9 protein-coding genes and 1 pseudogene are annotated in these 14,558 nt (G+C 54.6%); 1 reads left to right on the top strand and 9 read right to left on the bottom strand.

What is annotated here, in order from left to right; all coding sequences use genetic code 11:
- Positions 1-185: 185 nt before the first annotated feature.
- The gene (wecB, locus tag BJ994_RS08520) at positions 186-1,385 is read left to right on the top strand and encodes a non-hydrolyzing UDP-N-acetylglucosamine 2-epimerase (protein WP_167993329.1); all 1,200 of its coding nucleotides are present in this window, start codon (positions 186-188) and stop codon (positions 1,383-1,385) included.
- Positions 1,386-1,437: 52 nt separating this feature from the next.
- On the opposite strand, the pseudogene BJ994_RS18535 reads toward wecB, so the two are convergent.
- From BJ994_RS18535 to BJ994_RS08565, 9 genes and pseudogenes are all read right to left on the bottom strand, one after another.
- Positions 1,438-3,026: pseudogene (locus BJ994_RS18535) on the bottom strand (IS1634 family transposase).
- Between the two features lie 632 nt (positions 3,027-3,658).
- On the bottom strand, positions 3,659-4,714 hold the full coding sequence (gene pseI, locus BJ994_RS08530; RefSeq protein WP_167993330.1) for a pseudaminic acid synthase: 1,056 nt from the start codon (positions 4,712-4,714) through the stop codon (positions 3,659-3,661).
- Entirely contained in the window at positions 4,714-5,235 is a 522-nt protein-coding gene (gene pseH, locus BJ994_RS18540; protein ID WP_425339375.1) for a UDP-4-amino-4,6-dideoxy-N-acetyl-beta-L-altrosamine N-acetyltransferase, read from the bottom strand. The genes pseI and pseH overlap by 1 nt, the downstream gene beginning before the upstream one ends.
- Positions 5,222-6,388 (bottom strand): UDP-2,4-diacetamido-2,4,6-trideoxy-beta-L-altropyranose hydrolase, encoded by a 1,167-nt coding sequence (gene pseG / locus BJ994_RS18545; RefSeq protein WP_425339376.1) that lies wholly within the window; start codon positions 6,386-6,388, stop codon positions 5,222-5,224. Before pseG ends, pseH begins: the two co-directional genes overlap by 14 nt.
- Complete coding sequence (pseF, locus tag BJ994_RS18550; protein ID WP_167993333.1) at positions 6,372-7,073, bottom strand: pseudaminic acid cytidylyltransferase; 702 nt, start codon at positions 7,071-7,073, stop codon at positions 6,372-6,374. The genes pseG and pseF overlap by 17 nt, the downstream gene beginning before the upstream one ends.
- Positions 7,074-7,089: 16 nt before the next feature.
- Positions 7,090-8,163, bottom strand: coding sequence for a polysaccharide pyruvyl transferase family protein (locus BJ994_RS08550; protein WP_167993334.1), 1,074 nt, complete (start codon positions 8,161-8,163; stop codon positions 7,090-7,092).
- Positions 8,160-9,314, bottom strand: a complete 1,155-nt coding sequence (pseC, locus tag BJ994_RS08555; RefSeq protein ID WP_167993335.1) for a UDP-4-amino-4,6-dideoxy-N-acetyl-beta-L-altrosamine transaminase — start codon at positions 9,312-9,314, stop codon at positions 8,160-8,162. Before pseC ends, BJ994_RS08550 begins: the two co-directional genes overlap by 4 nt.
- On the bottom strand, positions 9,314-10,312 hold the full coding sequence (gene pseB / locus BJ994_RS08560) for a UDP-N-acetylglucosamine 4,6-dehydratase (inverting) (RefSeq protein ID WP_167993338.1): 999 nt from the start codon (positions 10,310-10,312) through the stop codon (positions 9,314-9,316). The genes pseC and pseB overlap by 1 nt, the downstream gene beginning before the upstream one ends.
- 15 nt (positions 10,313-10,327) lie before the next feature.
- Positions 10,328-14,542 carry a hypothetical protein gene (locus BJ994_RS08565; RefSeq protein ID WP_167993340.1) on the bottom strand — a complete coding sequence of 1,405 codons (4,215 nt, stop codon included), beginning with the start codon at positions 14,540-14,542 and terminating at the stop codon, positions 10,328-10,330.
- Between the last annotated feature and the right edge of the window lie 16 nt (positions 14,543-14,558).

The following is a 14,558-nucleotide window of genomic DNA, read 5'->3' on the forward strand; positions in this document are numbered from 1 at the left end:
AAGGCTACGAGCGAGCTGTAGCTGACGCGCCCGGGCGCCCCATTGAGGCGGTGTATCGCCGTAAGCGGCTCGTAGCCCTAGTAGTCACGATAACGGTGGCCTTGGCGATTCCCGCTCTCGTCGTTGCACTCGTCTTGCTGAGATAAGGTGAACCGGTCAATCACTCGAAGATCTGGGGGACGCTTGTGCCTGTAATCATGCCAATATATGGCACCCGTCCTGAAGCAATCAAAATGGCTCCAATTGTCAAAGCGCTCGAAGACTCTAAAGATTTTGAGTGTGTGGTGACCGTTACTGGACAGCACCGCGCAATGCTTGACCAGGTGAACGACCTCTTCGGTATCGTCCCGTTGCATGACTTGGATATCATTCAGCAGCGCCAGTCGCTGACTTCAATCATGACTAGAACGATGGAGGGCTTGGACCGGTTATTTCAATCACGGAGACCTGACGCCATCGTAGTGCAAGGGGACACTACTACTTCAACGGCGGCGGCTATTGCGGCCTTCTATCACGGGATCCCTGTGGTGCATGTTGAGGCTGGCTTACGTTCGGGCAATCCGTTCTCCCCTTTTCCTGAGGAGGCAAATCGGAAGATTACCTCCCAAATAGCAACCCTGCACTTGGCACCTACGCTTACGAACAAAATGAATCTGCTCGCTGAAAACGTGTCAGAGGAGGACATAGTTGTAACAGGAAATACTGTTATAGATGCGCTGCTTGCTACCGCTGAAAAGCGAGTTTCTTTCACTGATCGACGCCTTGAGGAACTCTCGGCTACGAACAAACGCATACTATTGGTCACTACTCACCGGCGCGAAAATCAGGGTGATGCAATGCGTGGAGTCGCTCGAGCGCTCCTGCGAATCGCGGATGAAAACATCGACCTGACAGTTGTATTACCAGCACATAGGAACCCAGCAGTCCGTGAAGCACTGCTGCCTGCCCTTCAAGGCAAAGCTAATATCATAATCACAGACTCCCTGAGTTACGGGGAATTCACTCGACTTCTATCGTTAGCGCACATAGTACTGACTGATTCTGGTGGCGTTCAGGAAGAAGCGCCCAGCTTAGGGAAACCCGTACTCATAATGCGGGACAACACTGAGCGTCCAGAAGCCGTGGAGGCCGGCACTGCCGCGCTGATTGGGACGAGCGAGGACGTAATAGTAAAAGAAGTCAACGCGCTCCTAACGGATCAATCCCTCTATGATTCCATGGCTAATGCGATCAACCCTTACGGAGATGGCTTTGCCGCTCGCCGAACTCTAGGAGCGATTAAAGAACTGTTTCATCGAAGGGGCACAGAAAAAGCACAATCCCCCTGCACAGATACCGTCGTCGCTCATCAGTCGGAAAACCTCGAGGGTGATCCACTCGAGTAACCGACTTCGCCGATTGACCCGTCGGCCTCGGGCCTGACTCGTGCCACTTGGTTTAGTGACCGTTTTCGAGGCGGTTGAGGATCTCTTGGGCAGGGGTGGAGAGTTCCGGGTCGAGGGACATCTGATGGCCGTCAACTTCGATCGTTGCTGATCGAGCGGTTCGCAGCGTGCGAACGATCTTCGATCGACATGCCTGTGAGCTCCTGCAGGTGCCAGCTGATGGCCAGGGCAGCGAAAACGATGGTCAGGTGTGACTCGATCGCGTCGCGTTCACGGTGGAAAACGGGACGCGCTTTGAGGTCGCTCTTGGTCATCCGGAACGAGGCTTCGACCTGCCATAGGTCGTGGTACGAGTTGATCACCGCCGCGCCGGGCATCTTCTCGGCATCGATGTTCGTGACGTAGCCTTTCAACCCGGAGAGCTGCCTGGCGCGGTCAACCGTGGCTTGGTCGAGCTCCTTGGCCGCGCCGGTGACTTTTAGGAACCTGGCCTTCTTCAGCGGGGCTTTCCCGGCAGCGATCCGTTCTGCTTTGTCGATCATGAGGTTGATGTTCCGGTCATCGCGCTTCTGCCGTTTGAACGACCACTAATAAACGATCCGCCGCTCGCGTTCGGCCTTCCCGGTACCCATTGAGCGGGTACATTCCAGGATCTGCCCGTCCTGGAAGTAGTTGCCGTGGCGCTGGAAATGCTCGGCCAGATCATAGGGAGCTTTGGTCAGCCGGGACCCAACGATGAAGGAGAATCCACCGTCCTCCAAAGCATTCAGATTCGCTGCCGAGAGCATCCCGGCATCGGCGACGACCACCATGTCAGTGATCCCGTGGCGTTTCTGGAACTGCTCCAGAACGGGCACGATCGTTGTAGTCTCCGCCTTGTTGCCCTCGAACAGATGCACTTCAAGCGGGAACCCGCCCGGGTCGACGAGCAACCCGACCTGGACCTGCAGGTCGATGCGGTGTTCCTTGCTCATGCCGACCTTGCGCAGGTCATCTTCGTCCTTGTTCTCAAAGTGCACCGTTGTCACGTCATAAAGCACCAGGGCGGGACGTCCCGTGGTGCGTAACGAGTGCGCCAACGCCGCAGAGGCCAGCTGGCCGCGGTAATCGCCTTCCTGACACCGCGCCAGCGAACGGAATAGCGTGCGAAGGCTCGGACACGGAACACCGACTTCCTCCAGCACCCGCAGCGTGTCCGCTTTGGAGGCCGGCTCAATAATCCGTGCCAGCACCATCGCGGTGAACGCCTCATCACCAAGGGTGTCGAATCCCAAGTGGGTGTAAGCGCTTCGCAGCACATCCCACAACACCAACGAGGACGTAGAAACCAGTCGACCGCCACCGCGCACCACACGCGGACGCCCCGTCGGAGCCGGCACTGGCAGGTATCTGGGAGCGGTCCAGTCCGCCACATCATTGACGCTGGCTGCTACCCGCGGCACATCTCCCAGATCCAGCGCTTCCTTCCTGCCCCGGATACAACCGCGCTTGCGCCGTCGCCAGCAGCAACGCGAGATCCCCGTCAGAATGCGCGGAACCGACATGATCGATGCCAATGACCTTGCCGCCCTGACGCGAGATGATCTGGACCGCGCCCGCCCCGGACGCGGTCCTCACTTTCCGTACGACCCGTGAAGCCACCCAGCTAGGCTACCCACCCACCGACTTTTAGTGACCATTTCACACCCCCGACTAGAACGAACCCGCAGGTCAGAGGCATGCGCCTCCGGAAACTCTCAACCGATGGCACGAGTCAAGTCGGATCGCGTTCGACCACTCTGAGCCGAGCGCACCACGTTTCTCCACAAGGCAGCGGAGGGACTTTATAGCTCTGCGCTATTATAAGTACCGAATCTTGGGCACCGGTCGACCGACGGGGAGATTGAACACTCCCCTGATGTCAACTGCACTGGACCATGCCGTGGCGTCTCAGATCCGACGAATCCTCGCACCCGAGAACCCATCTCCCAAGGCAGACCGCACTGGCCATACCGCGGCGGCCATCCGCGCCCTGCTCAGAGTTCATGCTGTAGCAGGGCGTGTCTGCACCAATATCGGAGTGCGGCATGCGGACCGGAGGTATCGACAACGATCGGGCTATTCCACAACAGTTCAACGAATCACGCTCTCATAGCTTAACGAGAGCAGAACCCAGCGGAGCCCTGCTGCCAGATTGGAAACCTGTAAGGATGATTCTCTGGCAGTTGGATTCTCTCGCCCCACCCACAAACATTGCGTATGACAACGACATCATTGATCTCAAAACAAAGATCCTAGTTCAGCACCTCTTCGGTGACCGGGGTATTCTTTTCTACTCGTCGATTCAGTGTTCGGCCCAACACCTGGTCGATGGCCTTAGGAGGCAGGCCATACCCTGGGCGAACGCTTCTCACGTACTCAGGGAGCACTACCTGTCCCTCCTCGATATCCCGCACAAAGTACAGAGAACGCCGGAACTGCGCGTTGCTGGACTCGCTGGATTTTCGTCCGTAGTTAACAGCTCCTAGTGAGCGCCAAGCAGTGTGCGTGTCCCTGCACAATGCGACCAAATCTTCGGGTTCTAGCGAAAAACTGTCGTCCGGCCCTCCTCCAGCACGATCCAGAGTAATGTGCTTCTCAATCAAGCTAGCCCCCATCGCGACGCTTGTAACAGCGGTCACATTATCGATGGTATGGTCGGAAAGCCCCGTAACGACGCCAAACCTTTTTCTCATATCGGAAAGTGTGTGCAGGTTGTAGTCCGCTGCAGGTGCCGGGTAGCCGCTCACGCAATGCAAGATTGCCAAGGACCTACACCCACCTTCCCTAGCTGCCGCGATGGCTTCGGCAATTTCCTCTTCGTCCGCCATACCGGTGGAGATAATTAAGGGCTTTCCGGTCTGCGCCACGTACTGGATGAGAGGCAGGTCGACAGCCTCGAACGAAGCAATCTTGTATGCAGGCGCGTTCAGGTCTTCCAAGAGGTCCACGGCGGAACGGTCGAACGGTGAACTGAAGATCGTAATACCAATCTTTTTCGCATAATCAAATAGAGGTTTGTGCCATTCCCATGGCATGTGAGCCTCTTCGTACAGTTCATATAAAGTCCGACCATCCCAAAGACCACCTGAAATGACAAAATCCTCCCGGCTACTATCGAGTGTGATGGTATCGGGTCGATACGTCTGTAGCTTTACGGCATGCGCTCCAGCTAATTTGGCTTCATCAATTATACGGTAAGCGTTTTCAATTTTACCGTTATGATTCGCCGAAAGTTCGGCAATGATATACGGAGGAACTTTGTGTGAAATCTCACGACCATTTATGAACATTGAATCTACATTTGACATTACTGAACTCCTAGATTTTTGCACCACTCTGATTCCAACAAGCCGAACCCTAACGAGTCCTGATATTTGTCTCCATCAAAATAGTGGTCACGGAGGCGCGCTTCCTCACGAAATCCTAGCTTGCGGTGAAGGGCCACAGATGGTTCGTTGGTGGATACGACCTCACCCCAGATCTTGTGAAGTCCAAGTTGCCCGAAAGCGTGCTGTAGGACGCTTGCACATAAGTCCGATCCGGTTCCTCGCGGCGCTTCCGGAGCACGGTAGAAGCCCCACTCCGCCCGTCCCGCCAATTGGTCAACGATGTGTATCCGCGCATAACCGAGCCTTTCTGCGCCAGCTTCGAGAACTAGAGGGTGCTCTAGTGGCGACTCCTGTAGGCGTTTGAACCACAACCTATGCTCGGTCGACGTGATCTCGTGCTGGGTGTACATGTACCGTTGAACCTCAGGGTGATTCCTCCAACCAAGCACTATGGGAAGGTCGTCGAGAACCATACTTCGTAAGACGCTAGCGGGTCTCATGTGCCGTCCCTCTGATAATTGATTCAGCAACCAGGCTCGCACCGTTCCCTACGACCAAAGTGGAAGCGTTCTTGCTCATTTCGAGCAGCCGCTCGCCACTTTGGATTTTTTTCCACGCGGTAAGGAGCGACCGTACAAGCGAAGTCTGATCTACAACGTAAGCAACGTCGTGACTCGCGAGTTGGCGCACGACATCTCGCTGGTTTAGCGCTATCTCGAGCACTAGGCTTGGTAGCCCCAGACAGCATCGTTCCCAGCTTGTCCCCCCACCAGCACCGACGGCCACATCCGCCATTGTCATCAGGTATGCCATTCTCGTCGTGTCGACGTGAACTTTCGTATCGAACTGCGAGCGATCCGCCGCTCGCAGAACCGCTTTCAGGTGTGGGGCTGCCAACCCCATCACGATGTCGACCCGCAATGAATGTGACCCGGGCACGTGGGCCAACGCGTCGAGCACGTCTTCAGTAACGTTCCCGCTGTCGACGCCTCCAAAGTTGATGAGTACGCGCCTCGGACGTTGCAGAGTTTGCCTGCGAACCAAACTCGCAGCCCGTGCCTCTCGGAACTCTGATCGCACAAGTGCATAACTCGTTCCTACCAAGATCTTGCAACCAGGAGGAACAAGCTGAGCGTAATCATGCGGTCTACGGCCCAAATTCTGATCCAGAAGTAAATCACAATCGTGAACCCGATCGGCAAGGTCGTCGATACAAGCGATTCGCACCGATGGTCGAGAGGCCCGGAACGCGGTCTCCCACCGATGGTCAATCCCATAATGGTCCACTATTAGCCATTGGAATCTCACTTGAACCAACGAAGCAAGGGTCTGATCTAAATCTTGGCGCCATCCACCTACCAGCCAGTCCTCATAGCTTTCATTGGATCCCGTTCGCTGAATAGGCGCCGTCACGGCGCGTTCCATAGAAACGACGACAAACCCTCGCGCCCGAATTGCTGAAGCCAAATCACCGGAAGTCGCTCGACACACGAACAGACAATCTCGGCCTCCCCAGGCCAGTTCCTCGGCAAGAGTAAGGCAACGCATGACGTGGCCCGACCCGATTTTCGTCGAGGCGTCAACACGGAAGACTACCGTGACGTCCAAAGGCATAGTAGGTAATCTCACCGAAGCCTCAACCAACGTCTTCATTCTTCTTGCGTCTGAGGGCACTGAACATCCATTCTGCGCGTTCCCAATCTTCCAAGGTGTCAATGTCTTGCACTCGGTACCTGGGCAAGACCACGGGAACCGCGCCGCTCGCGAATATTGGCACTTGCTCACGCCATGCGGACGCTCGGCCCCAGTAGAACTGTCCAGCATCATGCCAGGACTCCTCGAGGTCCTGAGAGCGAGAGGTTTCGTATTCCGGCGTGAAGAGTCGTAAGCGCCCGTCTGCGCTCGACCGAAGAGCACGCTGGATTGGAAACTCATAGGTTGTGACAGCCACTGCATAGTCCGCGCTCGCCACCGATTCCAGCGCCTCCCTGCCAGTCACCAAATCTCGCGATTCGACAAAAGGCGCCGTCGCATACAGGCAGCAAACAAGACCAGTATCAAGACCCAGCGACTGGATCGCATGCGCGACGACGGGGATAGTTCCTGCGAAGTCGGTCGAGTACTCGGCTGGCCTCATGAATGGGACTTCCGCCCCAGCCGAAATAGCAATCTCGCGAATATGCTCATCATCCGTAGATACCACGACCCGATCGAAGATACTGCTGTCTAGGGCCGCCCGTATAGACCAGCTAATCATGGGTCGACCTGAGAACTCACGAACATTTTTTCGTGGAATGCGCTTGCTCCCACCACGAGCCGGAATCACACAAAGACTCATCTTTCCAACAACTCCATCACGAGGGATCTACGATGGCGCGCACTGTTCGCTCGGCACGACGACTGATCTCTGCGAGCTCAGCACCGAGGCCCGAAAACCGGGAGTAGCCGTCAACCGAATCCTGATACATCATACTAATAACCTGTTGGGGAGCCGATATGGAGGCCTCCAGAGGCGCGATACCGCCAGCCGATGTCGGGAAGTATTGCAAGTAGTTCGGGACGCTCAGTTTACGGGAGAGACTCAAGCCGTAGTCCGCCCCGCGCCCGTCCTGCTCAAGCAAATACGACGGCATCCGACGATTTAGGGCGTTCACGTGTCCGTGTACCCGATATCCAACATGGAGGTCGAACTTGTTATAAAACTCGAGCCCGCGAGCTGGACTTTTGAATATCTCCTCGCAGTCCAACTTTTCTTCAACACAATATTTCTGAATTAGGTCATTGACGCCATGAAGAGCGACAGACAATGAAGCGTCCGGGAAAACACACCTAATTCCCGCCACGAGCGCGGAGAATGATGACAGGTATTTTTCCGGTCGATGAGGATCTGACAATACAATTGAACGAACTTCTTCCGGGAATGTAAATTCCCGATCATCCGACTCAGGCGCAAAAAAAGATATATCGCCATGGTATACGGCCGATTTTATGCCTACACCCAGGCAAAAATTCTGTGTGAGAATGCCTCTAGTCGTAAATATGCGCGCCCCTTCGCTCATTACTCGCAACAGGTCGAGGCTCCCGGAGTCGATCGCGCCGCAGAAATCAGAATTGCCTTTGACGGGAAGATCAGTGCCCGCAGCGAGAATAGAGTATGGCACACCGCTCTCCAATAAGCGGCGCGCATAGGGATAAGTGGTTTTCTCCATATCCGATCGGATCGCCAGACAGGCGAAGAAGACGTGGTCTGATCTCTCGATCAAGGAGACGACGTCTTTCCACGGCGCCGCACGCCAAACCACCTCGACGACAACATCGCCCGGCGCCGAACGCTGGATCAAGGACACAAGTGACTGTGTAATGAGATAGTCACCGATGTTCCGAGAGCCTTGAGCCGGGTAGGTCGTGATGACCAGATAGCGCTTCACACGGATTCCAACGTCTCTTCCAAAGCGCCTACCACCGTAGCTAAGTCATCGTCGGTCATCGCCGGGAACAGTGGCAGTGAGATTGTCCTTCGGTAGTAGGATTCAGCCGCCGGAAAATCCCCCCACTGAAATCCTCGAGCTTGGTAGAACGGCTGTGTATGTACGGGAATGTAATGGACATTCACACCTACTCCGCGAGACCGCAGCCCGTTGAAAACAGTTTCTCGGACGTCCGGACTCTTGAGACAGACGGGGTAGAGGTGCAGTGCGGAGTACCGATCGTGGCCGCGCGTGGGGGTGACTACTGGCACGCTGCTAAGCAGTTCGTCATATCGGTCAGCCAACGCATGTCTGCGGGCAACATAGTCATCCAACCGGTCCAGCTGCGCGAGCCCTAGAGCCGCCTGCAGTTCCGTCATCCGATAGTTGAATCCGAGAGCGACCTGCTCGTAATACCACGCGCCTGCGGACTCACTCTCCATCAAACCAGGGTCCCGAGTCACACCATGACTCCTATAAAGTCGCATTCGATCAGCCAGGCCAGCGTCGCCCGTCAGTGCGAGCCCGCCCTCAGCCGTGGTGATGATCTTCACAGGATGGAAACTGAAAATGGTGATGTCGCTGTATCTTCCACTTCCGATATAGTGGTCGCGATATTTACCGCCGACGGCGTGCGAAGCATCCTCAATAATTCGCACCCCATATTGAGTGGCCAACGAGGCGATAGCCTCAAGGTCGCATGGTTCGCCGGCGAAATGAACCAAAACTAGAATCCTCGGGAGGTCTCCGCACGCTGCAGCGGAGCGTAGCTTCTGCTCCAAGGCGACCACCGACATGTTGTAGGTGTATGGATCTATGTCCACAAAATCTACCTTAGCTCCGCAGTAAATCGCACAATTGGCCGACGCAACAAACGTATTTGGGGTGGTCCATAAGCTATCACCCGGACCAAGGCCGAGCGCCAGGCATGCGACGTGCAGTGCTGACGTGGCACTGTTCGTAGCCACCCCGTGTTGGGCACCCACCTTTTTGGCAACTGCCCCTTCGAAGGCGGGTACCACTGGACCCTGAGTCAAGAAATCCGATTGCAACACCGCAACTACCGCATCGATATCTTCGGTCCGAATATCTTGGCGCCCGTACGGAAGCATCAGATTGCTCCGATCTGACTCCAATTGGACTCCAACCAATGCTGGAGTGTGCCGGGTTCCATCCATTCAGGGTTGTTGTCGCTGGCGTACGTGAAGTCCTCGGCCACGAGTCGACCGTCTTTAATCCGATTGGCGTCCTTATCCCAGCTGTTGATGGCCGGAAGTATTTTGAAGTGCTCCCCATACTCATAGGTGTACGGGGCGTCTTCCGAACCGATCATTTGTTCATGGAGCTTTTCACCGGGTCTAATGCCCACAATTTCCTGCTTCACACCGGGCGCTACGACCTCACCGAGCGCGGTTACCTTCATTGAGGGAATCTTTTTAACGTAGATTTCTCCGCCCTCCATGTCCGACAACGCGTGCCAGACCAACTCAACCCCCTGCTCCAACGAAATCATAAAACGCGTCATGTCCGGATGGGTGATTGGAAGAACCCCCTCTGAGCGTTCGGTGAGAAAAAACGGAATGACAGAGCCTCGCGAACCCATTACGTTTCCATAACGCACCACAGAAAAACGTGTTTCGTGCCCGCCTGCGTATGAATTTCCAGCCACGAACAATTTATCGGAGGTCAATTTGGTGGCACCATAAAGATTCACTGGGCTGCTGGCCTTGTCTGTAGACAAAGCGACGACGCGCTTCACCCCTTTATCTATGCACGCGTCTATCAAGTTCATAGCGCCGACAACATTCGTCTTGACGCATTCAAATGGGTTGTATTCCGCAGTTGGAACAATTTTAGTGGCGGCAGCATGGATAACGTAATCGACACCGTCAAGCGCACGATAGATCCGATCCCTGTCTCGGACGTCACCCAGAAAGAACCGGACTCTGTGATCATCCTTGAACTTTTTCGCCATCTCCCACTGCTTCATCTCATCACGCGACAGGACGATAATCTTCTTAGGTCGATATTTCTGAAGCGTCATAGGGATAAATTTGTGACCGAACGAACCTGTTCCGCCCGTCACCAATATTGTTGAATTTTCGAGCACAGAGCTTTCTCCTATCTAGAAAAGTGAATGAATTCCTGCATCGAGCAACTGATCCATAGCGCTACCAATGTCCAGACCTACTGCCCCCGCCTTCTTTGCAGTCGCAACAAACACTTTCCCTGCAACACCTGCACCGACTAGAACCAAGTCGCCTGGTTCCACAACTTCTGTCAGTCGTGAATTCACGGCGCGATAAGTAAACGGTAAGGGTCTACCGTCAGAATGGTACTTGGGATTTGTTCGGGTTTTGTTGTGAGTGGGTACAGCTATGTGTATCATTCTGTAACCGTCTCTACCAAACATCGAGTCGACCGAATCCGGTGATCCACTAGACACCACAACTAACTTGTTGGCAGCTCTAGCCAACTTGTGAATATTATCGGGATCGGTGAAAAGGACGATATTGGCCTTATCATCCGTGTAGAGTTTCCCTGGATCATCATACTGAGATAACCCTTGGAGTACCGAAAGAAGACCTCTACCCTGCAATGTCTGACCGAGTGAGGTTGTCCTGTGCGAGTGGTCCCGGACGAATCGGTAAACGCTCGGAATGCCGAGTAGGTCTGAAGATCGCACGGAAGCTTGGAGGTCACGAATTAGTTCGTCCAAAATGTCTTGCGGTATCTCTTGGCCCCACCAGTGGCGTTGCCTGTTCGCAATATCGGACAATGAGAAGAAATTAGAATCGTCTTTGAATATAATTCCTTCTCCATCGCTGAGACGTATAAAGGCGAATCCGGTCCGTGTAGAAATTCGGTCACGAATTAGATTGAATACGGCTTGGCGCTCCTGCTCGTTTCGCTCCACGTCGATGAACCTGACACGCTCACCTAGCAACTTGTATGTCGAAACTACATACTTATTATACTCGTCAGCAATAATTGGGTGGGATTCCAAGAACACCTTCTCCACGTCCTGGAACTTCGAGTACTCCAAGCGTCCATCGATTTCTCGTAGACCTTGGACCGATATTTTGAGCTTGTCGAGCGACGCTAGGTCGGCAAACTCCGGGTCATACAGCTTGCGAAGCTCTTCTTTCCACTCGGGATGTCTTTTCATATACCGATAGAACGCAACGTTTTTATTTGCAGTCAACGTTGTCTTTGATACATATCTTGCGCGACTCAAGAATCGTATAAGTTGAGGAGGCTCGCCGAATCGGATGATTAGATCAAAAAGTTTCGCTTCGAGCCATTTCCGCGCTCGCACATTGCGGTTGTACTGATCGACGAATTCCGCCAGACTATCCAGTCCGACGGAAGTAGGAATTCTACCAGTCCACTCGATCGTTTTTGCGGCTAGCCAAAATCCAATGGTCGAGTGAGCTGAATTAACATCAACCGCGCCATATGCAGAATCAAGGTAAACTTCACGCCGGTCGAACGCAGCGTTAAGTACCCCAATCACCCACCAGTCGTCGTAGTCGTACGTAACAAACGTTCGTTTCTCCGACTCTGGCGAAAACGCCGCCGGCGAACAGAACAAATCTCGAAGGAGTCGCTCCTCCTCTCTCATGCGACGCTCCACGCCGACCTCTAACGAGCTCCCGGTGCAGTTCTGGAGCAACAATCGCGGCGTCTTGAGGTGCTCAACAATTCCATCGACACTGTCTGGATTCGGAATGAAGTCGTCTAGTAACGGTATCTGGACCGGTAGGTCTTGGCCCGGTCGCCACGCTCCCTCGGCGATATCCGCTATACTCACGCTCCCAACCAGGCCCTGGCTGACGAAACCATAGTAATCCGGTGCTATTTGATCAATATCGAAGCATTGATAGACAAGGCTACCCGTAGCAAGAAGCTCTACGGCGACCGATGAATTCCCACAAACCGCCAAGTGCGCGTAAGTCGGGGTGTCACGCATAATACGCATGCCGTGGTCGCGGTAGATATCATCATTCTTTGCCGACGGGTGAAGCTTCACTGCGATCTCTGAAACTGCTGGATGAGATGCCAGAGACTGGTATAGACGAAGTATTTCGGTAGTACTACTAACACTGGTGGGGTAGATCAGCGCGGGTAATTGAGCGCGCTTCTTGAGCTCGTTTCGTGTAGATTCGACTAACGCGGAGCGTGCCATCATGTCTCCGCGCGCGCTGATCAGCGTCTCCCCGCTGATGCGGCCTATTTCGCGGTATGTTCTCAGAGAAGCCTTGTTTCGTAGGATAGATAGATCAAAGTCCAAAGCGGGGAAGTTCGCGGTGACTTCAGCATGCTGCACATATACGACCCGCTTATTGAAGTGAGCGGCCGCCTTCGCATAGGCAACGGGTGCGGGTGAGTGGTCATTGGCAACTACGAAAGTGCCGCAGGCACTACCCTCAAGTACCTCATACGCAGTTAGGAAGAAGCCGCCATAGTTTAGGAGTTGGTGCAGTAGGCCCCGACTTATTCCTTCTCGTCGAGCCAGAAACTGGCCAAACGCGGCAGTAATCGCTTCGCGAACTCTTGGGAGTTCGCGGTTCGATTTGCGCTGAGTATAGTCACATAGATTCGGAATACTATCGTCTAGCATCTGCTTTTTGAGCATCTTCGACAGGTGCGCAACTTCTCGTCGATTATTTGACGTGGACGCGTAACAGATTATTTTGTTTTTCGCCACCTCTTCTGGAAGGACACATACTCGCTGACGGTATGTTTTCACTCTCTTCCTGAAAAGAGCTTGCAGTTCATCGCCATCGCAAAGTAGCCCCGCCGAGTTGGATGCGATTCTTGCGTACTCAGGCTTATCCAACCTTGAACCGAGGATGTGGTCGTATCCCTTATTGGACTCAATAACAGAGGCGACTTTTTCCATACCCGCATGTATCAACGATGCGAGGTCAGCCATTCGCTCCTCCTCCCGCAGCGCTTGACCAAGCAGGAGACTGTCGGCTGCCAGGAAGGCTTTATTCTCCCAGAGCATCCGCTCCTCACCCCGTGGGTGGAGAGCAACGAGGCGCAGGTGGGCAGTACGGCGCTCCAGAACTGAGGAGGGCAGTGCCAGCGCGTATCCGGCATGGCGGATGCCATGTTTCGATTTGGAGTCACTGTTCTTCAAGACAGCCGAGGACCGTTGAATGTCCACCTCTCCTGACTCAACGACTTCACGCAGGACGAGCTCGACCGGAGAGTCGAGATCGGCCGTGTGAAATGCCCACCCGGTGAACGCCCCGCCGTCGAGAACAGTTGCTGAGAGCAGGAATTCACCGCCGTCGACCTGATTTACAGTTTCGGGAAGCCCCGCGGGCCGGCGACCAGTGGCATCTCCTAGACGGAGGTCAAAGGTGTTGCCGAACTCAGCTCCGGGCGTGAACAACCGCATAGGGTCGGTGAAGCGGCTCTCGAAGGGAATTTCGCAAGCATAACGCGCTGTCCCCGCCGCCTCAGGAACACCTTCAAGCTGCTCTGTAAGTGCGCTGAGGATTACCTCAGTTTTACCCAGACGCAGTACTAGACGCCGGTGCTGCGTCTGACCCGTCAAGGTGACGGAGGCATAGCATTTCGTCAGTTCCACATGGGCAACGCAGATCTCGGTACGGACTCGGGCTTGTTTCAACCAAGTCGAGGCGGTTTCGCGTGCACTCTGCACGAGGCGCTGAGCTTCGCGCTCTGCTGCGTGGCGATGCATCTCCGCAAGCGCCAGTGTCTGATCAAAGACGGACACGGAAGCGTGAGGCTCACTACCAGCGAGGATTTGTACGCGGTGTACCCTACCGTCGAAGAACTCGGAATGAATTTGCGCGCCGTACATATATCCGACGGGACCGTTGAACTTTACCGTCTCGCGTTTCCAGGGAAGGACTCGCCGGTCGGTTTGCGCTTGGTCGATGACCTTCCCGTCCACAATCACTCGGGCACAAGCTGGCCGGTTGTTAGTGCTTGCCCACCCGAGCACTTGGCCGCGTGAGGTAACCATGAAGTCGGCGTGGAGATCTTCCGTACCTTCGACTCGGGAATCGACTGTACGCAACCTCTTCTGTGTGAGCACATCACCTGTCCCACGATGGATTAGGGCGACGTCGTATTCTTCACCAGTCCAGAACTGCGGAGGCAGGTTTCCGAGGAAACCCACGTTTCGGGTGCTGAACTCCTCAGTCGAAAGTTCGTCGCGGAAGATGTTGCAGCTAAGGACGGAGACTGTTTCGCCATTGATCATGAGGTCCAAGACCACATTTCCTTGATCGGCATCCGGCTCGTACACCCAACCACTGATCCGATGGGCATGGAAATTGACAATCTTAAACTTCATAGACCCGCGATCTCGT

It is taken from the genome of Arthrobacter pigmenti (genome assembly GCF_011927905.1).
GTDB classification, from domain to species: Bacteria; Actinomycetota; Actinomycetes; order Actinomycetales; family Micrococcaceae; genus Arthrobacter_D; species Arthrobacter_D pigmenti.

What these genes read in the sequence shown, in the direction of transcription:
- pseI (WP_167993330.1), bottom strand. Translation starts at nt 4,714, where the DNA reads ATGTCAAATGTAGATTCAATGTTCATAAATGGTCGTGAGATTTCACAC.
- pseH (WP_425339375.1), bottom strand. Translation starts at nt 5,235, where the DNA reads ATGAGACCCGCTAGCGTCTTACGAAGTATGGTTCTCGACGACCTTCCC.
- pseG (WP_425339376.1), bottom strand. Translation starts at nt 6,388, where the DNA reads ATGAAGACGTTGGTTGAGGCTTCGGTGAGATTACCTACTATGCCTTTG.
- pseF (WP_167993333.1), bottom strand. Translation starts at nt 7,073, where the DNA reads ATGAGTCTTTGTGTGATTCCGGCTCGTGGTGGGAGCAAGCGCATTCCA.
- pseC (WP_167993335.1), bottom strand. Translation starts at nt 9,314, where the DNA reads ATGCTTCCGTACGGGCGCCAAGATATTCGGACCGAAGATATCGATGCG.
- BJ994_RS08565 (WP_167993340.1), bottom strand. Translation starts at nt 14,542, where the DNA reads ATGAAGTTTAAGATTGTCAATTTCCATGCCCATCGGATCAGTGGTTGG.